We start from the raw sequence: 23,222 nt of genomic DNA on the forward strand, positions 1-23,222 counted from the left end.
CGCAGTCAGAAAGGGGCAATCATTGGGGGAGTCGGGTTTCGTACTGGTAAAAGTGATCTGCCCATTCGGCCGGCAGGCGTTGCGCCTGATTCAGCTGGGCGAGTCGTTGGTGTTGCGACGCCGTGAGCAGCGCAAAGGCGATGACGTGAACCAGGCCGACTGAGACCGGGCGCTCGGCTGCAAGCTGTTCTTCCATCAGGTCCAGGGCAAGCTGGTTCAGCGAGCTGCTGCGACGTTCCGGCAGGCCCAGCAGGCGCTGGATTTCCAGGCTCATGCTCAGCGCTTTGAGTACCAGTTGATGGAAGGCGCGTTCGTTGTAATGGCTCGACGGGAAGGGGTTGTCCAGCGCAATGGCGGCAAATACCTGGCTGTTATGGGTGCGGCCGGCCTGAAGCGCGAGGTCCAGGCATTGCCCGCTGGCATCGAACCAGTCCAGAGCCTTCAGGATCGCAATCTTTTCCTGATCGTCGCCCCAGGCATAGAACTGACGCAGCAGAGGAGAGCGATTACCCGGTTCCTGATGCTTCAAGGCCTCGGCCAACAACTGCACACGTGCCTTCTGGGTCTTTGTCCAGATGGCGTTATCGGTTGTCGCCTGTTCGGCCAGATAGCGTTTGCACTGACTGCTCAGGAATACCAGGGTATTGGCCGTCGGGTTCTTCGCGATCTGTTGCAGTGCTCCTTCCCACCACTGCAACTCGGAGATCTGCAGATGACGGGTGAAGCGTTGCAGTTGTTCGGTCAGTATCTCTTCTCTGAGTTCAAGTGCCGCAAGTCCATTCGGGGCGATTTCAATCATGTCGGCTTGATCCAGCGTTGGAAGCGAGGGAGCAGAAAGAACACCAGGACACACAGCAGACTGCCCCAGGGTTGATCTGCCAATGCCAGAACCATGGCGTCGAACAGAGGCAGCGCCGCCAGACCGGCACCGATGAAGGCGCGAACCTGACGATGCTGCGGGTTGGCCAGATGACGCCAGTAATTGCGCCCCAGCCAGGCGAGCCAGATCAGCAACACCAGCCAGAACATGCCGTTGCTGGCGTAGCTGACCAGGATCAGCGGGCTCAGCATCAGAATCAGCGGGAAGCGGCTGAGTAACTGATTGCGATGTTCCTGGCGGGCCAGATAGGTCAGGCCGCTGATATAGGCTCCCAGCAGCGCCGCGCAAAGCCAGATGGGTTCGGGTGGCACACTCAGGCTGGCAGCCGCTGTCAGGTAAAGCGCCGAGCGGCAGGCGCCCATCAACCAGACGCTGTGGGGGTATTTCTTGTGCAGCAGGTTGTAGGCCAGGATAAAGCCCAGCAACAGCGCAGCGCTGCCCAGTAGCCAGTTCGGTTCTTCGATCAACTGGCTCAGGCCCAGTATCGAAACCGCGGCGACCAGAATCAGGGCGCAGACGGCCAGTGCGACCTGCTGGCGACTGACCAGCCCGAGGGTGATGGGGCGCGGGTTATCGTGTTTCTGATCCCAGTCGGCATCCAGCAGGTCGTTCAAGAGCATGCCGAACAGGTAAAGCAGCGACAGCACGACCAGCAGCAGGCCCCAGACCAGCAGCGAGGGTGGGGCGAGGGCGCCAGCGCTGCTGGCCAACAATGCGGCTGCCAGGGTATTGGTCCATACCGTCGGCAGGTTGGAGACTCGACCCAGAGTCATCCAGGTCTTCAAGGAGGTCTGATTCATTCAGGGCAACTCTTGGTCCATCCGAGGGGCGATGTGCTGTAGGACGACAGGCGCTGCAGGGCTTGCTCCATCAGAGCGAAATCGATCTCGTGCAGATCGGTGGACTCACCCAGGCTGGTGAGCATCGGGATGGAGAGCTGGCCGCCAAGGTGCTGCCTGAACTCTTCCAGCCCTTGCACGATCAGCGAGCGGCCTTGCGAGTCCTTGAGCAGCAGCTCGGGCGGGTTGAGGCTGAAACCGAGCTGCACGAGCAAGTGCAACAGGCGCTCGGTATCGGTGTCCGACAGCAGCCCCACCGCATTGGCGTACAGCGCGTCCAGCGCCATGCCCACGGCAACCGCTTCACCATGGCGCAAACGGTGCTGACTCAGGTTTTCCAGCTTGTGAGCGGACCAGTGGCCATAATCCAGCGGCCGACCGTTGCCCCGCTCGAACGGGTCGCCTGCGCCGGTGATATGCCCCAGATGCAGCTCCGCACAACGGCGGATGGCGTAACGGCTGGCGTTGTGTTCGAAGTCCGCCAGCGCCTTGGCTTGCTGCTCCATCCACTGGAAAAAGGCCGAGTCCTTGATGGAGGCCACTTTCACGGCTTCGGCCAGCCCGGCGATCCTGTCACGCTGCGACAGGCTGAGCAGCATCTGAAAGTCGTTGATAACCGCATTGGCCGGGCAGAACGCACCAAGCAGGTTCTTCTGGCCAAAGGCATTGATGCCGTTCTTGACGCCGATACCCGCATCGTTCTGCGCAAGCACCGTGGTCGGGATACGAATCAGGCGCATGCCACGATGGAAGGTGGAGCAGGCATAACCCACGGCATCCAGCACGGCACCGCCGCCCATGGCCAGCACATAACAATGCCGGTCCAGCCCGTGCTGCAACATGTGCTCATAGAGCTGATGCAATACTTGCGGGGTCTTGCTCGATTCGCCCGCAGGCACCGCGATGGGAGCGGTCTGCAAGCGCAAGTCGTGGCTGTGCGCGGCAAAGTAGGCATCAATTTGCGGCAGCAGATGGGGCGACGATTTGAGCAGTTGCTCGTCGGCAAAGATCAGCACCGTTACCCGGCCAGCCTGCTGGGTGGTGAGTTGTTCACGCAGGCAGTCATTTTTCGGGTCGAACAGGTGATCGGTAAAGACCACGGGGTAGTTGTAACTGACCTCGAAGCGGCCCTGCAAAGGGCGGCCGGTGTCTTTTACAAGGCGGGCTTTTGCCGTCTTTAACAGGCTTCGTCCGACGAGGAACAGACCAGGCAGCACCATACTGGCCAGTACCGTGGCCAGCAGTGCGTTCTTCTCCATGAGGTAAGTGCCGATAGCGCTGTAGGCCAGGGCAAGTCCGGCATTGGCCAGGGTGGTGACCAACAGGAACTGACGCAGCGGATAGCGCTGCATGCCGGCAGCGACCACTGAGGTTTCGGCCAGAACCGGCACGCCACGAAGGCAAATCAACGACAAGGTATTGAGCTGATAGGCCAGTTGCCCGGTACTGCGCTTATTGACCGACAGACGCCCGGACAGCAAGCGAAAGTAGCCCGCGCCAAGGGCATAGCCAATGCCGGCACCGAGACAAAGGCCGATGAAGATGACGAAATAACCGCCCATACTTCCAAGCAGAGCCACCGCCAGCAGCGCCACAATGCTGGAGGGCACGGGCAGTACGACGTCGAAAGCAAGCAGTGCAATCAACAGAAGTGCGAGGTTTAACTTCTGAATAGGGTCTGACGGAATCGTCAGGCTTAAACCTGTCAGGAATTGTTCGATCTGTTCACCAAACAGCATGAAACTGGCGATGACCAGAATCGAAAAACACAGCAACGACAGCCACCAACTTCCGGCGACTCCTGTTTTAGAGAACGCACGGTACAACTGACTATGCTTCATCAAGCATCCCTCTTGATTGTTATGACGGAATGTCCTTGTCAGATATTTCAAACTGCATCCGGGGCAGGCATTACTCCTGTCTATACAACCAAACGGGTAGGGCGCCTGACTATGCAGGCTGGGAATGAATAGCAATGTAGTTCAGTGCTAGCGTTTTGCAAGTATGTGAAATGACAGAATTTGAAGGCGAAGTTCTATGGGGTCGGAAGAGTGTTTTCAGGGGGATGATCAGGCAGTTTATAAAAGTATTTATCGTTTGTTAGTGAGACTTATTATCAGTTTAAAGTGGTTGCAGCAGCCCATATTGATCGGGGCTGCTGCTACCCGGATTCAGTGCGAAACCACAAGCTCCGTTATTGTCTGGCGCCACTGTTCTTCGATTCTTGCATCATCGGCGCGATACCCGAGTGCTATAACGAGCGGAATCACTGAACCCCGTGGAAGTTTTAAAAGACTGGCAACCCGAGAGGCGGAAAAGCCTTCCATCGGGCAGGAGTCGATTCCTTTTGCGGCAGCTCCGAGCATCAGTGTCTGGGCTGCGAAGATGGCGTTGCGCGCAGCCCATTGACGGCCGCCGATGTGACCTATGGGGATCAGGGACAAGGTGGGGCGAATAAGTGCCGCAAGAAAAACCAGCGGTGACCACAGGGCAGAAGATCCGAGCCCGAGGATCTTCTGAAACATCCCCACTTGCTTGCGGTAATAGGCTTTGGAATTCTGTCCCAGCAGCGATGAGCCTTCGACATGTTCAAGCTGCGCTTTGGCGGTGCGCAGCCCGAGTGCGGGGCTTGCCACTACGACAATGAATTCTGCTGCCGATGCAGCCGCTTTCTGCCCATTGCAGGCCGCCGCCATACTGGTTTTCAAGGCCGGGTCCCGGATCCAGTGCAGCTCGTACGGCTGCATGTTCCCGCTGGACGGCGCATAAGCCGCTTCAGCGAGCAGTGCATTGACGTCATCCTCTGCAATGGGGCTGGAGTTGAATTTGCGAATGGCTCTGCGAAAGTGATTTGCAGTCTGGAAGCCGTCCCAGGCACTCACGAAGTCTGGTGTTTTCATGGTTGGAAATGCTCTCAAGAACATGAAGGGTGTTGTGTGTCCACGCTTCAAAATCGTAAGTTAAAGCTTATGTTTTAAATACTCATGTTCTGGAGCCGCCCGTGAGCAAAGGTCGAGCAGCCGTAAACCCCAGGAAAATCCCGGCTCAGGCGCGCTCCCGTGCCACGGTCGATGCGATTATTCAGGCGGCGACTTACATTTTGATCCGGGTCGGCTGGGAAGGCCTGACGACCAATGCCATTGCAGAACGTGCGGGCGTCAATATCGGTTCGCTGTATCAGTTCTTCCCGAACAAGGAAGCCGTGATTGCCGAATTGCAGCGGCGCCACGCGGTGGCCACGCGCACTGACTTGCTCAAAGCGCTGGAAGTCTTGCCGCAGCAGCCCTCTCTGCGCGACGCACTGACCCTGATTGTCGAGATGATCGTCAACGAACACCGTGTTGCGCCGGCATTGCACAAGGCAATCCATGAGGAGCTGCCCCATACGGTGAGGCAGGCGGATGACCCGGATCAAATGCGCAAACAGTTCGCTGAGGTGCTGAAGCCGTTCATGAAGAATGTCCCCGACCCGGATCTTTCGATCTACCTGATGGCTATCGCTGCGCACGGCATCATCCATACCGTGACTGCCGACAGGCCAGACCTGCTCGGCAATCCGGATTTTGTCGCAGAAGTCGTCACGCTGCTTGAGAACTATCTCTGTCGGGCTACTTGAAGTGTTGTGCGAAGGTCGAGACCTGATCCGGCCTGATCAATTGGTAGGGCACCCATATATCGGACTCTACGGGCTCTCCCTTTATCATCCGTAGCGCGGCGGTGATGGCACTGCTGGCCTGGGCCTGCGGGTCCTGAAACACCGATGCTGCCAATTGACCGCGCTTGATGGCTGCAAGACCATCGGGAAGGCCGTCGATACCTACAACAGGTGTCGAGCGTTGCCCGGCCTGTTGCAGTGCCATGGCGGCACCGATTGCCATTTCATCATTGTTGGCCACGACCGCGTCGATCCTGACTCCGGCCAGTAACCAGTTGCTGGTCAGGTCCATGCCTTTGTCACGCTGCCACATGGCACTCTGTTCACCCACGATCCTGATGTCGGGATACTGCTTCAAAACCTGCTTGACCCCTTCGGTTCTGCCTTGGGTCGCGTTTTGCACCAGATCACCCATGATGATCGCCAGATTCCCTTTGCCGCCCATCTTTTCAGCCAGGTATTGCATCTGTAGCTGACCGGCCTGGATGTCCTGAGAGGCTACGGCCACAACGCCGGCTGGCAGTGTCTGTTGGTCGGGGCGGCGGTTGACGTAGACCAGCGGGATTGTGGCCTTGGTGGCGGCACGGGTGATATTGACGGCAGCAGCGGTATCGACCGGCAATACAATGATCGCATCCACTTTCTGGCTGATAAAGCCCTCGACCTGGCTGAGCTGGCGAACCACGTCCCCTTGGGCATCCTCGAACTGGATCTTCACGTTTTCTTTTTTCGCCGCGTCATTCAGACCGTTGCGCACGTAAGTCATGAAGTTATCGTCGACCTTGGCGATGCTGACGCCGATCCGGTAATCGGCAAGCACCGCATGACTGAACAGCAGGGTCAGGAAGGCAAGTACAAGTGAGTGACGCATGATGGTTTTCCTTTTGTTTTTATGAGTTGAAATTCATCAAGTAAACGGTGCTTCTGGCCCGCGCCGGACAGCTCGATGGCCGGGCCAGAGGCTTTTGAATATTCACTCCTCCAGAGTAAAGGCCTGGCGAAAACGGTGCAGCGCAATGTCCGGGTCGCCGCTGGCCCAGCCTTCCAGGCCGACCACGCCGCTGTAGCCTGTTCGATGCAGGGCTTTGGCAATGGCCGGGTAATGGATTTCCCCGGTGCCGGGCTCCATGCGCCCAGGCACATCCGCCACCTGGATTTCTCCGATGGCGGTGCCTGCACGCTGGATCAGTTCGATCAGGTTTCCCTCGCCAATTTGCGCGTGATAGAGGTCCAGATTCATTTTCAGATGAGGGCTATCCACTGCTTCGATCAGGGCCAGTGTATCTTCGGCCCGGGAGAAGGGCGTGCCGGGATGGTCGACTTGTGTATTGAGGTTTTCCAGCAGGAATACCCTGGAATGCTCCTCTCCAAGCCGGGCGATTTTCTCCAGGGTCTTGCAGGCGTTCAGCCACATGCGCCCGCTGGCATGGCCAACAGGTTTGACCGGCAGGCCCTTGTTATCCAGGCCGGTGCCATGCAGGTTGAGGCTGGGGCAGTTCAGGCGCTCGGCAACGGCCAGTGATTCTCTGGCGCTGTCCAGCAAACGCTGAATATCTTCGGCGTCTGTCAGGTTGCCCGAGATATAGCCGGTCATGGAGGTGAAATCAGCGCCAGTGGCACTCAGCGCAGCGATGTCCTTGGTGGTCCAGTCCCAGATTTCGGCACTGAATCCCAGCTCATGGATACGCTGGACACGTTGCACGAAGGGCAGGTCGAGAAACACCATTTCGGCGCTGACTGCCAGTTTGAAGGGGCAGAAACTCATGCCGGTTCTCCTTGTATCTGGACTGTCTTGCCCTGCTGGACTGACTCGATGCAGGCGCGGGCAATGGCCAGTGCCGCCCGGGCATCTTCACCGCTTGCCAGTGGTTTTTCGCCACTGCGCAGGCAGTCGACAAAGTGATTGAGTTCGGCGATGTAGGCATCGCGCAGCAGATCGGTGTCCATGCGCTGGGTATCGGCCTGAATGCCATCTGCCAGATAACGCACCAGTTCGGACTGGGCGACGCTGCCCATGGTCAGCATGCCCGCGCTGCCAAAGACTTCACCCCGCACATCGTAGCCATAGACCGCCTGGAAGTTGGCCTCGGCAGTCGCGATGGCGCCGTTATCGAAACGGATCGTCACCACAGCGGTGTCCAGCAGGCCCTTGTCCTTGTAGGCCGGAGCGACCAGTGCATCGGCCATGACATTCACCTCCACGGCCCTGGCGCCGGGGTTCAGGTAGAGCAGGGCATCGAAATCGTGGATCAGCGTCTCCAGAAAAATGACCCACTGCCCGATGCCGGCCGGATTATTCAATGCCGGGTCGCGGGTGACCGAGCGCAGCAGTTGCGGTGTACCAATCCGGCCGGCGACGACATCCAGATGCGCCTGACGAAAGCTTCTGGCAAAGCGTCGATTGAACCCCACTTGCAAAGGCACCCGTGCGTCGGCGGCTGCGGCGATGGCCCGGTCGGCTTCATCAAGCGTGATTGCCATGGGCTTTTCGCAAAAGACGCCTTTCCCGGCCCGGGCGGCTGCGATGACCAGTTCGGCGTGGCTGCGAGCCGGAGCCGCAATCAGGACACCATCGATTTCAGGGTCATCCAGCAATTGCTGCGGATCTGTGTAGACCCGCTGGACATTGAGCTTTTCAGCCAGGCGGGCGGCTTGCCCCGGTGTCGGGTCGGCAATGGCAGCCAGGCTGGCTCCCGGAATATGCAGGGCGGCCGTCTGGCCATGAAAACTGCCCATGCGGCCTGCACCGATGAGTCCCAGGCGAATGATCTTGCTCATATGCATGCGTTCCTTGTTGTTGTAGTTGGATGAGCGAGTGGGGTCATTCGCTCTGCTGAGAGGAGAGCAAGCGCTGTGCCATTTATTAATTGATTGATATTTAAGGAGAATTATTGTTTTTGATTCTAGAGAGTGTCTATTTGAAAGACATGTCTACAATGACATGTCAAAGATATGAACACTCAGAGAGCTGGATATGGCCGATCATTCGTTCCTGACATTGCCTCAGGATGAGCTGGACTACATCACTGCCATCGGCCCGCTGGCCCTGAGTGACGGGCCGATGGCCGAACTGCAACAGGCCTGGCGCGAGTGTCTTGCAGGCAGGGTCGAGCCTCATCCTGAGGTCAGACCGGTCATCTGGGCTTCATGGCGGCGCAGTGTCGATAAGGGGATCGACCCTGAAGATGCCGAATACCGGTTCGTCACGCCGACGGCTCTTGTTGAAAAACTGACCGGCAACGCCTTATTGATCGAGACAGCCCGGGAAGTGATGCGTGGTCTGCTCGCCTATAACCCCAGAGGCCATATCAACCTCACCGATCCTCAGGGCACGACCCTGAGTTTCTGCGGGCTGGACATCACCCCGGTAGGCAGTCGCCTCTCGGAATCCATCCAGGGCACCAATTGCACCGGTTTGGCAATTACCGAGGACCGTCTGGTTTACGTGCTGGCCGAGGAAAACTTTGCCAATGGCCTGCGGCAGCGCCGAATGCATTGCGCCGCTGCGCCGATCCGCAATGCCAGTGGTGAAACCCTGGCAATCCTGACCCTGACAGCCGAACCTGGCTGGTTTCATTTCCATACTCTGGGCACCGTGCAGGCGGCGGCTGAAGCCGTTTCGCGGCAAATGGCGTTGCAGGCTCTGCTGGACGAACAGCGCAGCGTTCTGGAAGTGCTCAATGAAGGCTTGGTGGTCCTTGATGACAAAGGGTGTATCAAGGCACTCAATCGCTATGCCCGCCAGTTGTTCCGGGTCGGGCCTGAACTGCTGGAGCGCCCGTTCCTGCAACTTGGGCACAGTGAGTTGAACGAGGAAATCATGCAGCGCCAGGGCGAAGCGTTGCGGGATCTGGACTGTACCTTTCAGCTCCACGATGGCACTCAACTGGCATGTCTGGTCTCGGTTTGTCTGGCCGGGCAGGGTGGTCGGGTCGTGTCGCTGCGTGAAAACCGGCGCATCCGCGAAATCACCCGCCGCATCATGGGGGCTCAGGCTCGCTATACCTTCGATAGCATTCAGGGCAACTCCAGAGTCATACAGGACGCGCTGCGCCTTGGCAGGATTGCGAGTCGCAGCGACTCCACCACGCTAATTCTCGGAGAAAGCGGAACCGGCAAGGAATTGTTCGCTCAGGCCATTCATAACGCCAGCGAGCGTAGCAGCGGTCCCTTTGTGGCGGTCAATTGTGGCGCCATTCCCCGTGAGCTGGTGCAGAGTGAGCTGTTTGGCCACGTTGAAGGCGCGTTTACCGGATCGGCCCGCGGTGGTTCGGCGGGCAAGTTCGAGCTGGCGGATGGCGGCACCATTTTTCTCGATGAAATCGGTGACATGTCATTTGACGCCCAGGTCAGCCTGTTGCGGGTCTTGCAGGAAGGCGAGGTAACTCGGGTCGGTGCCAGGAAATCCCGGCAGGTGGATGTTCGTATCATCGCCGCGACCCATCGCAACCTGAGTCAGGCCGTGGCTGAAGGCGCGTTCAGGGAAGACCTCTATTACCGGCTCAATGTCCTGAACCTCACCGTGCCTCCGTTGCGGATGCGCAAGGAAGACATCTCCCTTCTGGCGCAGCACTTTCTCGATCGTTGCGCTCAGTCATTGCGCAAGGCGGTGTCGGGCATTTCTGCCCCGGCGCTGGAAGTGCTCATGGCGTATTCATGGCCGGGAAATGTACGCGAACTGGAAAACACCATCGAGCGGGCCACCAATCTGGCTGCGACGGTATTGATCCAGCCAGGTGATCTGCCTTTGGAAATCATGCAGTCATCGCTGCGCGCACAACACACATCACGCCCTGAATATAACGAGGCGCCTGATCTGGGAGCCCATGAAATGAATGCGATCATCGGTGCCCTGAAGCACACCAATGGAAATATCCGGCTGGCGGCAAGGCACCTGAAGGTATCTCGCGGCGGGCTGTATAACAAAATGAACCGGTTCGGGATCAGTGCTGATGCCTTTCGCTAGGCGGGCCTGACCATGAACCAGCCTCGGTTCGCAGCATATCGACCAGCTCCCGAAGGCCCGGCGGCATTTGCCTGCGGTCCGGGTAGTAGATATGAAAAGGAGGTTCGATGGGAGACCACTCAGGCAGCACCACTTGCAGTTCACCCCGTTCCAGATGACCGCGTATGCGATCTTCCAGGCAGTACGTGATCCCTCTGTCAGCCAGGGCCATTTCAATGCCGAATTCGGTTTCGTTGACACATAACTGCCCGGTCACATCAATTGCCTGATGCTCCCCGTCCTTCTCGAAATCCCAGCGGTAAATCGTTCCGTTGCCAGTGCGGATCTGGATGCAGTTGTGATTCTTCAGATCTTCGGGATGCACAAGGCGCGGTGAGCGGTTGAGATACCGTGGAGAGGCTGACGCAACCCACCTCAAGGGGCCGCTGACGGGCACGGCGATGAAGTCCTCCGGGATGGTGCCCCCGTACCGGATACCTGCATCGAAACCTGCGGCGATGATATCCATCATACGGTCGTCCACGGCTATTTCGACCGACACGTCGGGGTAAGCGTCCAGAAACGGTGGCAGCCATCGAGTGAACAGCAGGCGTGCTCCGTCATTGAGAACGTTGATGCGCAAACGTCCCGAAGGCCTGTCACGGTGCCTGTCTACTTCAGCCAGTGCGCCGCCGATCTCCTGAAAACCGATTGCAAGCCGTTTGGCCAGGGTTGTACCCGCATCCGTAGGAGAAACCGTGCGGCTGGTGCGATTCAACAACCGCACGCCAAGACGGGTTTCCAGATTGCGGATGGAATGGCTGAGGGCCGAGGTTGTGATGCCCAGCTCGACGGCGGCTTTGGAAAAGCTTCGATGGCTTTCTACGGTCAGGAATGCATTCAGGTCGGCCAGGTCTGCTCGTGACAGTCTGGTAGTGGGAAGCACGGGCATCATGGGTTCTCATTGTTGAGTTTTGCTCAATGCTTCCTTCGATTGCTCTAAACAAAATCGAAGGATGCAGAGTTTATCATTAGAAAAATTCAATGATGCGACAGGTTGCTTTACACAAGCAATGGCACGGGCTTGCAGAACGGTTTTCCTGTCCGCCCGGGTGTACCGGCGAAAACTACCGGGTTCGCCCTTCGTGCCGAGTCATCTCGTTAACCGCTTTGCAGGAGATTTTCATGAGCCATTCAGACAGCGTTGCGGTCGGCGATCTATCAGCGACTACGGCTCCTCATAGCGTAACCGCCGCGATTGTGACGCTGGGTCTCGGCGGGCTTTTCATCGGCACGGGCGAGTTCGTTTCAATGAGTCTCCTGCCGGGCCTGGCAGAGAGTACCAATGTCTCGGTGCCGACTGCCGGTGGCTATATCAGTGCCTATGCGCTTGGCGTGGTGATCGGTGCTCCTGCCATTGCGATCATGGCTGCGCGCTGGCCGAGAAAGCTTCTGCTGATTGCGTTGCTGGCCTTGTTTGCACTGGGGTATGCAGCAAGCGCGGTGGCCTGGGGTCACATGTCGCTGCTCGGAGCCCGGTTTCTGGCTGGTTTGCCCCATGGCGCGTATTACGGCGTAGCCTGTCTGGTGGCAGCAGCCATGGTGGCCGAGAACCGCAAGGCTCAGGCAGCAGGGTATGTGATGGCCGGGCTGGCGGCGGCTAACGTGATCGGCGTACCGATTGCGACCTGGATCGGACAGCTTTGGGGCTGGCGCGCGACCTTTGCTGCACTTGCTGCTGCCGGAGTGGTTTCGATGGGGCTGTTCTGGTACTTCGTACCCACGATCCCCAAAGATGAAAAAGCCAGCCCCAAGGCAGAGTTGAGCGGCCTGAAGCGGCCTCGGATATGGCTGACTCTGGCGACGGCCTCGATTGGTTTCGGTGGAATGTTTGCGGTGTACAGCTACATCACGCCGACACTGACTGAAGTGAGCGGCTTTGGCGTGGATCAGGTGCCGATGGTTCTGGCCCTGTGGGGGCTTGGCATGATCGTCGGTAACCTGGCGGGAGGCTGGCTGGCAGACCGGGCACTGATCCCCGCCATTTTCTGCATCATGATCTGGAACGTTGTCTTTCTCGGGCTTTTTTCCATCTATGCGTCTTCGACCTGGGGCTCGCTGACGGTTCTGTTTTTCATCGGTTGTGGCTTTGCACTCGTGCCAGCGCTACAGGTTCACCTCATGAATATCGCGGGTGAAGCGCAGACCCTTGCCGCCGCCCTCAATCACAGCGCCTTCAATATCTCCAATGCCGTAGGCGCAAGCCTTGGAGGGCTGGCCATTGCCTCCGGTTTCGGGTGGGCGTCCACCGGCTGGGTAGGAAGCATCCTTGCGGTATCGGGTGTCGTCTTGATGAGTGTTTGCGTGCTTGTTCAGCGGCGGGAAGAGCGCAAGGCAGGAAACTGAAGCTTAACGCAGGCCTTCGGCAATCTGTTGTGAAGTGGTAATTTACGCGCCCATTCTCTTTTAAGCAGATCAAGGATTGTCGGCTGTGATTGACATACTGGTTGAAGTCGTTTTTCGAGCTGTTTTCTACTTTGTCGGCTGGCCTGTGATGAAGGCTCTCACGCTAGGGAAGTACCCAGTGAAAGGCTCTTTGCTTTCAGAAACCCCGCAGGCCAACTTGACGTCTTTGACAGGTATTGCCGTCTTGGCGCTTATAGTCCTGGCAGTACTGATGTAGTTCGTGATCCCTTGGCACTTTGCGCAGGCTTGCGCTGCACTCCATCAACTGCAATCACTCTGGTTACAGGGATGAGCTTCCTGAGCCCGCCATTCCTTGATCAGTTGCTGGCGAGGGCGAGAGTAGTGATCCTTGAGGAAGTCCACTTCTGCTATCTGGTCGGTCCGGAAAATTCGATAGCCCTCGCGCAGCTCGCACCATCCTGCAATAAACAGGCGTGATTCGACGAACCCCAGCATGATGGGCCAGATGATTCTTTGTGACTCTGCGCCATTCTTGTCGGTGTACCGGATGTGCAGTTTGCGTTGCTCGCGCAGTGCCTGTCTGACCTTGGTCATATCCAGGACTGTGGAGTCCTTCCTGTCGCGGTTGATATAGATCGTATTGTCGTCCAGGGAGCGCCGCATATCCGGCGGCAGGACCGCATGGATTTTTGCGAGGGCGTTATCGACGGCGTGAGCCAGGCCTTCGTCGGTCTGGCGGCTGACCCACAGTGCGCCAGCCACCAGTGCCTGGATCTCTTCCTCGGTAAAGGTGAGGGGTGGCAGAAGGAAGTCCGGACGCAGCATGTAGCCCACGCCAGGCTCTCCGGTGACGTCTGCGCCCATGGCCTGCAAAGTGGCGATATCACGGCGTATGGTGCGCAGTGAAACTTTCAGTTCGCCCGCAAGCACTTCGCCGGAAACTGCGCTGCGGTGGCGGCGGAGCACTTGCATGAGGTCGAATAATCTATGGCTTCGTGACACGCTTCAATCCATCGCTACAAGGGCCTTGCCATTGATCTTTCGGCCCCCCTCCAACGCGGCGATAAGCGGGATGGCTTCGTTCAGGGGAACGGTCTGAGCTATGGAAACCCGGAAATTGCCATTCTTTACGGCGCTGGCAAGGTCGTCAAGAATACCGGGGCGCGGTGTGCAGATAACGGGTTTTAGGCGCCGGTCAATAATGGCACGAATGAACTTGCCGGGGCTGGGTGTCAGATCCAGGAATACGCCTCCCTTGCGCAGCATTCCAAACCCGGTGGCGGTCGTCATCGTGGCTGCCGTGTCATACACCACGTCAAAACGCTCCTTGATGTCAGCAAGGTTTGTCGTCTGGTAGTCGTAAACGGTTTCAACGCCAAGGAGCTTTGCCTGCTGCATGCCGCCAGCACTGCAACTGCCTGAAATCCTTGCGCCGGTCATGCGTGCTATCTGCACGGCGGCTTCACCCACTGCGCCGCGACAACCATTGATGAAAACATGCTGGCCTGCCGTCAGTCTTGCCTTGTCTGCAAGGCCGTTCCAGGCTGTGACTCCGGGTGTTGCGAGACAGGCCGCATCCTCGAAAGACACCTCATCGGGTTTCCTGGCCAGCAGCGCTTCCCTGGTGATCACAGCCTCTGCCAATGCGCCACTTTCCTTGAAACGGGCAAGCCCGAAAACGGCGTCACCGACCTTGAAGCGCGTCACGCCGGTGCCTGTGGCAATGACTGTCCCCGAAAAATCCATACCCATCGCACGGGGGAACGCCTTGCCTGTAATGAGTTTCATCTGGCCCTGACGCAGCTTCCAGTCGATAGGGTTGATGGCTGCAAACCGGACCTTTACGGCGACCTCGGAGTGACCGGGTGAGGCCAGTTCGAATGACTCAAGCTGCATGACACTGGCATCGCCGTAATTGTGGTACTGGATACGCTTCATGATAGGTGCGGTACTCATGGGGAGTTGAGGCAAGCCTAACGCCCACTGGTGCCAGATTCTGGCACCAGTGTTTTATGAGTAAGTGCCGACGGAGTCATGAAGCGACTGCTTATGCCTACCCGTAAAACCCGGTCTCACGCGCCTGCGCACTTTTCCAGCTATCAAGGTTCCTCAGCGTGGCCAGATAGCGCTGAATATTGGCGTAGGCCTGCGGCTTCTCCAGCCGCTCCACCAGTTCAGCGACAAAAAACATCATGAAGTCCGCACCGCTCAGCTTTTCGCCGACCAGAAACGTCTTGTTTTCCAGTTGCTGGTTCAGATAGCCAAAGACTTTTTCGCATTCGACCTGCGCATAGCCGGGCAGAAAGGAGAGGGTGGCCGTTTCGCGCTGTGCAAAGATTTTCAACAGCGGTGGGAGCATGGCGGAGCTTTCGGAGAAGTGCAGCCATTGCAGGTAGTCCAGATAATCCCCTGTGTATTTTTCAGGGGCAAGGTGCGGCGCGAAGCGTTCGATGAGAATCTCGGTGATGGCGCCGGATTCGGCAACGACCTTGCCATCAAGCTCGATAACCGGGGATTTGCCCAGAGGATGGATGGCCTTCAAGGACTCGGGTGCAAAATGGGTCTTGCCGTCGCGACGGTAAAACTCGATGTCGTACGGCGCGCCAATCTCCTCCAGCAGCCAGAGAATGCGGATGGAGCGAGACTGGTTCAGATGATGCAGCCTTATCATGGTCTTTCCTTGAGGCGATGAGCGATAAGGCATCCTAGAGGTCTGGCTGGTTGGCAGCCAACAACGTTATTTGCAGAGCCCCATAAATTATTTTATGCGGCTGGTCCTATGACGCAGCCTGCAATTCCAGGCTCCGGCCCGGTATCGCGGCAATAAGCTCTTGCGTGTAAGCCGCCTCGGGCCGCTCGAAGACGTCGCTGGCGAGACCTTGTTCGACGGTCTTGCCGTGTTTGAGCACCAGTACCTGATGGGCGACGCTGGCAACCACCGCAAGGTCATGGGAAACCAGCACATAAGCGATGCCCAGTTCACTTTGCAGCTCGACGAGCAGGTCAAGGATCTGCGCCTGAACCGAAACATCGAGTGCCGAGACAGGTTCATCGAGCAGCAGCAGGTCCGGTTGCAGGGCCAGGGCTCTGGCAATTGCAACCCGTTGCCGTTGTCCGCCTGACAGCTCGCGGGGCAGTCGATCCAGATAGGCGGTTGGCAGGTGAACCCGCTCGATAAGCTGGCGTGCAGCCTGTTCCAGTTCGCGCCCCTTGAGCAGGCCAAAGGAAACCAGTGGCTCAACGATGCTTTCAAACAAGGTAAAGCGTGGGTCGAGGGCGCCGAACGGGTTCTGCTGAACCAGCTGGATACGCCGCCGCAACGGCCTGAACTCGTTCCAGCCAAGGTCCGTGACATCGCGGTCCTCGAACAGTACTCGCCCGTGGGTCGGCTTTTCCAGGCCCAGTGCGATTCGCAGCGCGGTGCTTTTACCTGAGCCGGACTCACCGACAATGGCCAGTGTCTGCCCCGGATAAACCTTGAAATTGACATCCTGCAAGGCCTGGAAGTCGGCGTCTTCTCCTTTCACATAAGGCAGGCGATAGGTCTTGCCGATATTACTCAAGGTCAGCAACGGCGTAGCGTCGGGCGAGATATTGCGGGGCGCGGCCGGGCTTTTGCGCTGTCCGAAAGCAGGCGCTGCGGCAATCAATGCGCGGGTGTAAGCGTGCTCTGGCTTGATGAGAATCTGCTGTGGCGGGCCTTGTTCCACCAGCTCACCGCTTTTCATCACCAGCACCCGGTCTGCGCGATCAGCCGCCACGCCAAGGTCGTGGGTGATGATCAGCAGGGAAATGCCACGCTCGCCCACCAGGCGTTGCAGGTGGTCGAGAATCTTGCGTTGCACCGTGACATCCAGCGCGCTGGTCGGCTCGTCGGCGATGATCAATCGCGGATTGCCCGCCAGAGCAATGGCAATCAGCACCCGCTGACGCATGCCACCTGACAGTTCGTGCGGGTACTGCCGGGCGCGCAGCACCGGTTTGTCGAGCCCGACCTGTTCCAGCAACTCCACGACATCGGCATCGATGGCCGGGTAGCGACGGCCGTGGGCCTGGATCAGTGCTTCGGCAATCTGCTGGCCAATGCGCAAGGTCGGGTTGAGGCTGACCATCGGGTCCTGGGGAACCAGGCCGATAATGCTGCCGCGGATCTGCCGTTTTTCACGTTCAGAGGCGTGGCTCAGGTCGTTGCCATCGACCCGCAGTTCGCCGTGGGTGATGGTTGCGTTATCCGGCAGCAGGCCGAGTATCGAGTTGGCGATGGTGGACTTGCCGGAGCCGGACTCGCCGACAATCGCCACGGTTTCGCCTCTTGCCACTTGAAAGGAAACGTTACGCACGGCCTGAGTGAGCTGCCCGTTGAAGCGATAGGTCACGCTCAGGTTCTGGAGATCGATCAGTTGAGGCGTATCGGTCATCGTTGAGTCTCTTCCAGGGTGCGGGCGATATGGTTGAAGCTGAACACTACGGCGACCAGAAACAGGCCAGGCAACAGTGACACCCAGGGCGCGGTCATCAGGAAGTGACGGCCGTTGGCAATCAGCGTGCCCCATTCGGCGGCTGGTGGTTCTGCGCCAAAGCCGAGAAAGCTCAGGCCGGCGGTGGCCAGAATCGCTGCGCCGAAGTCCAGAGTGGCCAGCACGGCAACCGGGCCCCAGGCGTTGGGCAGGATGTGTCGCAGCAAGGTTCGGGTCCAGCTAGCACCGCCCAGGCGTGCCGCCTCGACGTAGGGCAAGGTCTTGACGCGCAGCACTTCGGCGCGGGTGGTGCGGGCGAAGCCGGGGATGATCCCGACACCCACCGCGATGGCCACCGGAATGGTGCCGAAGCCGATAGCCGTGACAATGGCCAAAGCCAGCAACAGGCCGGGCAGGGCCAGTAATACATCGATGAAACGCATGATCACGGCATCGATACGGCCGCCCGCAAAGCCGGAAATCACCCCAAGGCTAAGGCCACCGGCCATGGCGATGCCGACGGCCAGCAAGGCCGCCTGCACAGACAGGCTGGAGCCATGCACGACGCGGGTATAAAGGTCGCGCCCCAGCTCGTCGGTGCCGAACCAGTGTACGGCATTGGGCGGCGTGAGCTTGTCGGTCGGCGAGGTGGCGTAGGGGGCATAACTGCTGAGCAGGGTCGGAGCTATTGCTGCCAGCAACGCAAAGGCAACGATAGCCACCGCCAGCAGAAAGCCGGGGCGACGCAACAGTGGTCTTGCGGCATCGAAAGCCCGGCTCAGGCTGCTGCGCCGCCGCCACTGGGTCGCAGGCGGTGTTTCACTGCGGCTGACAACGCGAGCCAGACGCGCAAGGCGATTATCGAAAATGGTCATGGTGTCAGGAGACCTTTGGCGTGTGGGCGATGCGCGGATCCAGCGCAGGGTAGAGCAGGTCAACGATCAGATTGACCAATACAAAAGCGGCAGCCGAGACGGCGACGATGGCGAGTACCACCGGAATGTCCTGGCGCAGCACCGCTTCCTGGGCAAGACGACCGACTCCAGAGCGGGCGAAGATGGTTTCCACCAGTACTGCGCCGGAAACGGTATTGCCCACCTGCAGGCCGATCAGCGTCAGCAGTGGCAAGGCCGCGTTCTTGAACGCATGACGTGCCTGGACCTGAGCGCGGCTCAGGCCTTTGGCGTAGGCGGTGATGATGTAGGGCTCTTTCCAGACACCCTGAAAGCCGCGCAGCAGAACCTGGGCGTAAACCGCGGCACTGGGAATCGCCAGAGTGACCGCAGGCAATATCAGGCTGGAAAAGCCATCATTGCCGGTTGCCGGAAACCAGCCGAGGCTGAAGGCGAACAACTGGATCAGCAACAATCCCATCCAGAACACCGGTACCGAGAAGCCCAGCGAAGGCAAGCGCGACAGGGCGACCTTCAACGGCTGCCAGCGTACATACGCGGTGAGGTACGCCAGGCCGATCCCGCCGATCAGCGACAGGACAATGGCCAGGCCTGCCAGCGCCATGGTTTGCGGCAGCCGCTCGACCAGCACTTCTGAAACGGGGCGGTTGAGCGTCAGCGAATTGCCGAAGTCACCGTGGATCGCGCCCCATAGCAGATCGACATATTGCTCGAAGGCGCTGCGATCCAGCCCGTAATAGGACCTGGCCTGAGCGAGGTCCTGCTCTGACAGAGCATCGATCTCGACCCCTGAGGCGCTGAGCATGATGGACAGTGTGTCGCCGGGCAGCAGATACAGAATGAAATAAGTGATGCTGTAGGCACCCCAGAGTACCAGCAGCGCCTGGGCAATCCGGCCAAGGACGTAACGGCTCATGGTGCTGCGATCTCGATGTCGTTGAACAGTGCGAAACCTTCGGCGGTCCAGTGGAAATTACGCACCTTCTTGGCGGTCGCGGCTTGCCAGACCCGCTCATAGATAGGGAATGCCGAGCCTTCGTCGATCAGCAGGTCCTGCAAGTCGCCATAGGCTTGCGCCCTTTGCTCGCTGCGGGTAGCGGTCAGCCCTGCATCGAACAGCTCCAGTGCTCTTGGCAGCGTTTGCGGCTCGTAAAGGCTGGTCGCCAGGGTCGAGCTGTTGGCACTGCGCGGATCGAGGATGCTCTGCAGGACGATCGGGTCTGCGCGGGTCATATAGGCGAAGGTCAGGTCGTAGTTACCTGCGGCGTTGGTCGCCGCCCATTCAGCCGTCGTCACGACGCTGAGCTTGAGTTCGATACCGATCTTGCGCAGTTGATCCTGGATCAGCACATCGCCAGCGCTTTCGGAAGGCGACAGGTTGTAGGAAAGCTTCAGCCGTTTACCGTCCTTGTAGCGATAGCCATCGGCATTTTTCTGCCAGCCCGCACCTTCCAGCAGTCGCTCGGCACCCTGGGGATCATAGGCAAGCTTGTCGCTCTGGTTCTTGTAATAAGGCGTAGTGATGTCATAGATGCCAGAAACCACAGGGAACTCTGGGCTATAAACCGTGGCGGCGTAAGTCTTGCGGTCGATGCCTTTCTGTAGCGCCAGACGCACATCGCGATCAGCCAGAATGCGCGAGCCACGGGTATTGGGGTAGATGTTCAAGGCCGGGCCAGGCAGGGAGCGGCTCTGGATGGTGGCGCCCTTGGACTTGAACAGGTTCAGGTCCACTTCGGAAAACGGGTTGCGCGGCCAGAGAATATCGACCTGGCCCTGTACGAACTGACCGTTGCGCACGCTTTCTTCCGGCACGTAACTGACTTCGACCTTATCCAGATGCGCTTCGCCCTTGTTCTGGGCATTGGCTGATGGCCAGGCGTAGCCTTTGCGTTTGGTCAGGAGCAGACCGCTTTCCGGCGTATAGCGCTCCAGCACAAAAGGCCCGGTGCCAATGATCGCGCCCAACGAGCGCTCCTTGGCGCTGAGCTTGTAGGATTCCGGAGCCAGAATTGAGAGGTTGGTAGTGGACGTGGCTTGCAGGAAGCCGGCATTGGGCTTGGCCAGTACCAGCTTGACGGTAAAGTCGTCCAGGACCTCGGCGTGATCGTAGCCCGCCAGATAAGTCGCGCCAAAGGTGCTCGGCAACTCTGCGGCGAAAGATTTGTTTGAGTCATAAGCAGCCTTCACCGCATGAGCGTCGAAGCGCGTGCCATTGCTGAAGGTCACGTCCTTGCGCAGGTGAAAGGTGTATTCCAGCGCGTTGTCACTTACCTCCCAGCGCTCTGCCAGCCAGGGAATGATCTTGCCGGTCTGTGGGTCCTGATCGGTCAATGACTCGACGACATTGCGCAGCACTACCCGATGCTCCAGCCAGTAGACCTGGAAGGGATCGACGCTGACCAATATGGTGTTATCCCTGAAAAAAGCGACTTTGAGCGTCTTGGCCGCCTGACTGTCCTGACCGGCAGGGGAGCAACCCAGCAAAGTGGCGGCAGTGGCAGCGGCAAACAACAGGCGCATGGGAAGAGGGCGTTTGATCATTGCTGCGTCCCCTGGTCCGCGGGGTTGGCTGGCAATGCCTGATGTTGAGTGCGGTGCATGAGAAATCCTCTTCAAGTCGAACAGCGCTTCAGGCTGGTTTTTAAGACCTTATTCGTCTGAGAAGGGGCTGTAAAAGTCTTTTTGGTTTTAAGCTAATATACATTTTTGTGATTTACGGTTTGTTTATTATGCTTGATTGGTATTTTTTGCGGTGAGATCGGCCTGCTGGCTGCCGATTTCGGGGGCTTGAATGAAAAAGCCCTCCAGCGAGGGCTTTGTAGTCAAGCGGCAGGGCACCGGAGAGGGGCTGAGCGTAGGCCTATCCTTGAGAATGAGCTTCTCAAGAAGTTTTCAAGGCGGTTCTGAGTCGTCGGCTATTTTCCATTTATCGAATCGTCAGTATTTTTCAGAAGCGACGCATGTTGAAACTTGATCCATTCTGCTCATGTTTCAGCACTCTCGATCGCTGTAAGGGGGCGGATTTTTTATTCCTTTCTGACATGCAGAGTGAAGTATTGCTATACATCACTGAAAACGTACCCAAAAAAAAGCGTCCCTGAGGACGCTTGAAGATTCACCTTTACCAAAGGAGCTGTAAAGCTATAAAGGTGAGTTCTGGAAATCTGATTTTCAGCCTTCCGACTTATTTATCTGTTCGGCACGAGGTTTTTCATCCGCACTGACCAGCCGTGAAGTTTCACTGCGATTCTGTTCGTTGAACCTGAGGACTTGAGCGTGATGGTACGTCGTGAAGGCTAACGGGAAGATGAGCCGATTATTACAATATTGTTAGAAATTAATCTGATCGTGAGTGGCCTGGCGAGTCGAGTGGCAGAGAATGTTAAGAATATAAAGTGCAGTGCATGTCAGGCCCCAGGCTGTAACATGGGTGAGTCATATTTATTTATGTGTATAAAGCGCACTCTGTAACGTTTTTGATTATTTAAAACTTTTCGACGGAAGTATTAAACTTCCTGAGTTGCCTTCAGGTCACTGGACTAAGCGCAGGCTTTTTGCGTGTTCTGCCACTGACTTCAAGGACTACCATCATGATTCGCGATGACCGTATCAATCCGGGCGTTGATCCCGCCTATGCCCATCAAGACACCCATACCATTGCACCGCTGCTCAAGCGTATTTCCTGGAGTGCGATACTGGCCGGTGTCGTGTTGGCCATGGTTGTTTCATTGCTGCTGAACCTGCTGGGGACGGCTATCGGGAGTGCCAGCATCGACCCTGTCCAGGAAGCCAACCCCATGTCCGGGATCGGTACTGGTGCCGGTATCTGGCTGGTCGCCAGCTCCATGATCTCGCTGTTTGTCGGGGGCTGGGCGGCAGGGCGTCTGGCTCAGCGTGAAGGTGCGTTTCACGGCTTGCTGGTGTGGGCCAGTGTTTCGCTGATCACGGTCTATCTGGTTTCCAGTGCTGTTACGGGCGTGGTACGCGGTGGTCTGAATCTGGCTGGCAGCGGCATGTCGGCACTGGGCAGCGGCATTGCTCAGGTCGCGCCTGCGCTGGGCGGCAAGATTCAGGAGCAACTGCGTGCGCAAGGTATCGACTTCAACCTCAACGATATTCAGGGTGAAATCGAAACCGCCATGCGCCAGACCGGAAAACCCGAACTGAACCCCGATAATGTCAGGCAGGAGGCCCAGTCCACCCAACAGGACGCGCAGAATACTGCCCGACAAGGTGCTCAGAACCCTCAACAAGCCGATGAGCAACTGGGTGGTCTGATGGATCGGATCAAGGCCAAGGGCGATCAGGCCTGGGATGCGGCCGACCGTCAGGCGCTGGTCAATCTGATCAAGGCCCGTGGCAACAAGACCGATGAAGAAGCCAACCAGATCGTCGATCAGGCTCAGGCCAGTTACCGCGAGGCTTATGCCAAGTATGAGGAGTTGAAGGCCCAGGCCGAGCAGAAAGCCCGTGAAACCGCCGAAGTTGCCGCCAAGCGCATTTCACAGGCGGCCTGGATTCTGCTGATCACGCTGGTGATCTCCGGTCTGGTGGCAGCAGGTGCCGGTGTTTTGGGACGTCGTACCCAGCCGCCCGTCAAGGCGGTGGTTTCCTGATTCATGCTTCAGGCTGAGGGCTTCAAACTGAAGGCTCCCGCGCAGTATGCGGGAGCGCTGCTTCAGATCCAGCGGTCATTCTCGGCGGTCATCTCGCCAGTGTGCTCGCCGGTATTGATGACGCCACGGGGTTCGACCAGCAGAATCCTGGCCTCCCGCGCCGCACAAGGCTTGTGCTCGACACCTTTGCCGACCACATACATTTCTCCTGCTCCCAAAGTGACCTTGCCATCGCGCAGGTGAATCTCCAGTTCGCCTTCCAGGACGATAAAGACTTCATCCGTGTCGGCATGGCTATGCCAGATGAACTCGCCTTCGACCTTGACCAGCTTGAACTGGTAGTCATTCATCTGCGCGATGACCTTGGGGGTCCATTGCTCGGAAAACAGGGAAAACTTGTCGGCAAAGTTGATTGCCGTTGCAGATGCTCCATTCACAGAAAAGACCTCGTTCCAACCCGGTGAATGGCGGCCTGGTGCTTCTAGC

Annotated in this window: 20 protein-coding genes; 4 read left to right on the forward strand and 16 right to left on the reverse strand. The window is 58.1% G+C overall.

The window, feature by feature from the left end:
- Positions 1-19: 19 nt before the first annotated feature.
- The 4 genes from ACODS3_RS19845 to ACODS3_RS19860 all read right to left on the reverse strand — a co-directional run bounded on the left by ACODS3_RS19845 (position 20) and on the right by ACODS3_RS19860 (position 4,670).
- Positions 20-799, reverse strand: a complete 780-nt coding sequence (locus ACODS3_RS19845; RefSeq protein ID WP_201017155.1) for an EboA domain-containing protein — start codon at positions 797-799, stop codon at positions 20-22.
- Positions 796-1,680: a UbiA family prenyltransferase gene (locus tag ACODS3_RS19850; RefSeq protein ID WP_201000703.1), complete on the reverse strand. Its 885-nt coding sequence runs from the start codon at positions 1,678-1,680 to the stop codon at positions 796-798. The genes ACODS3_RS19845 and ACODS3_RS19850 overlap by 4 nt, the downstream gene beginning before the upstream one ends.
- Entirely contained in the window at positions 1,677-3,560 is a 1,884-nt protein-coding gene (locus tag ACODS3_RS19855) for a 3-dehydroquinate synthase (protein WP_489035879.1), read from the reverse strand. The genes ACODS3_RS19850 and ACODS3_RS19855 overlap by 4 nt, the downstream gene beginning before the upstream one ends.
- Before the next feature lie 330 nt (positions 3,561-3,890).
- Positions 3,891-4,670 (reverse strand): nitroreductase family protein, encoded by a 780-nt coding sequence (locus ACODS3_RS19860; protein WP_489035881.1) that lies wholly within the window; start codon positions 4,668-4,670, stop codon positions 3,891-3,893.
- Between the two features lie 50 nt (positions 4,671-4,720).
- Between ACODS3_RS19860 and ACODS3_RS19865 the strand changes: the two genes are divergently transcribed.
- Positions 4,721-5,335 (forward strand): TetR/AcrR family transcriptional regulator, encoded by a 615-nt coding sequence (locus ACODS3_RS19865; protein WP_304575627.1) that lies wholly within the window; start codon positions 4,721-4,723, stop codon positions 5,333-5,335.
- Here the strand turns inward: ACODS3_RS19865 and ACODS3_RS19870 are convergent.
- The 3 genes from ACODS3_RS19870 to ACODS3_RS19880 all read right to left on the reverse strand — a co-directional run bounded on the left by ACODS3_RS19870 (position 5,328) and on the right by ACODS3_RS19880 (position 8,158).
- Positions 5,328-6,245: a sugar ABC transporter substrate-binding protein gene (locus ACODS3_RS19870; protein ID WP_489035884.1), complete on the reverse strand. Its 918-nt coding sequence runs from the start codon at positions 6,243-6,245 to the stop codon at positions 5,328-5,330. The genes ACODS3_RS19865 and ACODS3_RS19870 overlap by 8 nt on opposite strands.
- 102 nt (positions 6,246-6,347) lie before the next feature.
- On the reverse strand, positions 6,348-7,139 hold the full coding sequence (locus ACODS3_RS19875; RefSeq protein WP_304575626.1) for a TIM barrel protein: 792 nt from the start codon (positions 7,137-7,139) through the stop codon (positions 6,348-6,350).
- Positions 7,136-8,158, reverse strand: coding sequence for a Gfo/Idh/MocA family oxidoreductase (locus ACODS3_RS19880; RefSeq protein ID WP_304575625.1), 1,023 nt, complete (start codon positions 8,156-8,158; stop codon positions 7,136-7,138). The genes ACODS3_RS19875 and ACODS3_RS19880 overlap by 4 nt, the downstream gene beginning before the upstream one ends.
- A 190-nt stretch (positions 8,159-8,348) precedes the next feature.
- On the opposite strand from ACODS3_RS19880, the gene ACODS3_RS19885 reads away from it, so the two are divergent.
- Positions 8,349-10,340 carry a sigma-54-dependent Fis family transcriptional regulator gene (locus ACODS3_RS19885; protein ID WP_304575624.1) on the forward strand — a complete coding sequence of 664 codons (1,992 nt, stop codon included), beginning with the start codon at positions 8,349-8,351 and terminating at the stop codon, positions 10,338-10,340.
- Here ACODS3_RS19885 and ACODS3_RS19890 read toward each other — a convergent pair.
- The gene (locus ACODS3_RS19890; protein WP_489035905.1) at positions 10,318-11,271 is read right to left on the reverse strand and encodes a LysR family transcriptional regulator; all 954 of its coding nucleotides are present in this window, start codon (positions 11,269-11,271) and stop codon (positions 10,318-10,320) included. The two genes, ACODS3_RS19885 and ACODS3_RS19890, sit on opposite strands and share 23 nt — an antisense overlap.
- Before the next feature lie 233 nt (positions 11,272-11,504).
- On the opposite strand from ACODS3_RS19890, the gene ACODS3_RS19895 reads away from it, so the two are divergent.
- Positions 11,505-12,725, forward strand: a complete 1,221-nt coding sequence (locus ACODS3_RS19895) for an MFS transporter (RefSeq protein WP_489035887.1) — start codon at positions 11,505-11,507, stop codon at positions 12,723-12,725.
- A 321-nt stretch (positions 12,726-13,046) separates the two neighbouring features.
- Here the strand turns inward: ACODS3_RS19895 and ACODS3_RS19900 are convergent, their stop codons facing one another.
- The 7 genes from ACODS3_RS19900 to ACODS3_RS19930 form a co-directional block, all read right to left on the reverse strand.
- Entirely contained in the window at positions 13,047-13,748 is a 702-nt protein-coding gene (locus ACODS3_RS19900) for a helix-turn-helix transcriptional regulator (protein ID WP_489035889.1), read from the reverse strand.
- A 3-nt stretch (positions 13,749-13,751) separates the two neighbouring features.
- Positions 13,752-14,684: an NAD(P)-dependent alcohol dehydrogenase gene (locus ACODS3_RS19905; protein ID WP_489035907.1), complete on the reverse strand. Its 933-nt coding sequence runs from the start codon at positions 14,682-14,684 to the stop codon at positions 13,752-13,754.
- A 115-nt stretch (positions 14,685-14,799) separates the two neighbouring features.
- Positions 14,800-15,417, reverse strand: coding sequence for a glutathione S-transferase family protein (locus ACODS3_RS19910; RefSeq protein ID WP_304575622.1), 618 nt, complete (start codon positions 15,415-15,417; stop codon positions 14,800-14,802).
- 106 nt (positions 15,418-15,523) lie between these two features.
- Positions 15,524-17,164, reverse strand: coding sequence for a dipeptide ABC transporter ATP-binding protein (locus tag ACODS3_RS19915; RefSeq protein ID WP_201017145.1), 1,641 nt, complete (start codon positions 17,162-17,164; stop codon positions 15,524-15,526).
- Positions 17,161-18,078: an ABC transporter permease gene (locus tag ACODS3_RS19920; protein WP_201000684.1), complete on the reverse strand. Its 918-nt coding sequence runs from the start codon at positions 18,076-18,078 to the stop codon at positions 17,161-17,163. Before ACODS3_RS19920 ends, ACODS3_RS19915 begins: the two co-directional genes overlap by 4 nt.
- Positions 18,079-18,082: 4 nt before the next feature.
- On the reverse strand, positions 18,083-19,033 hold the full coding sequence (locus ACODS3_RS19925; protein WP_304575619.1) for an ABC transporter permease: 951 nt from the start codon (positions 19,031-19,033) through the stop codon (positions 18,083-18,085).
- Positions 19,030-20,661: an ABC transporter substrate-binding protein gene (locus tag ACODS3_RS19930; protein ID WP_489035892.1), complete on the reverse strand. Its 1,632-nt coding sequence runs from the start codon at positions 20,659-20,661 to the stop codon at positions 19,030-19,032. Before ACODS3_RS19930 ends, ACODS3_RS19925 begins: the two co-directional genes overlap by 4 nt.
- Positions 20,662-21,710: 1,049 nt before the next feature.
- Between ACODS3_RS19930 and ACODS3_RS19935 the strand changes: the two genes are divergently transcribed.
- Positions 21,711-22,736, forward strand: a complete 1,026-nt coding sequence (locus tag ACODS3_RS19935; protein ID WP_304575617.1) for a hypothetical protein — start codon at positions 21,711-21,713, stop codon at positions 22,734-22,736.
- Positions 22,737-22,798: 62 nt separating this feature from the next.
- On the opposite strand, the gene ACODS3_RS19940 is transcribed toward ACODS3_RS19935, so the two are convergent.
- Positions 22,799-23,173, reverse strand: a complete 375-nt coding sequence (locus ACODS3_RS19940) for a cupin domain-containing protein (RefSeq protein ID WP_122370706.1) — start codon at positions 23,171-23,173, stop codon at positions 22,799-22,801.
- Positions 23,174-23,222 lie beyond the last annotated feature (49 nt).

The sequence above is a fragment of the Pseudomonas sp. FG43 genome (assembly GCF_057809175.1).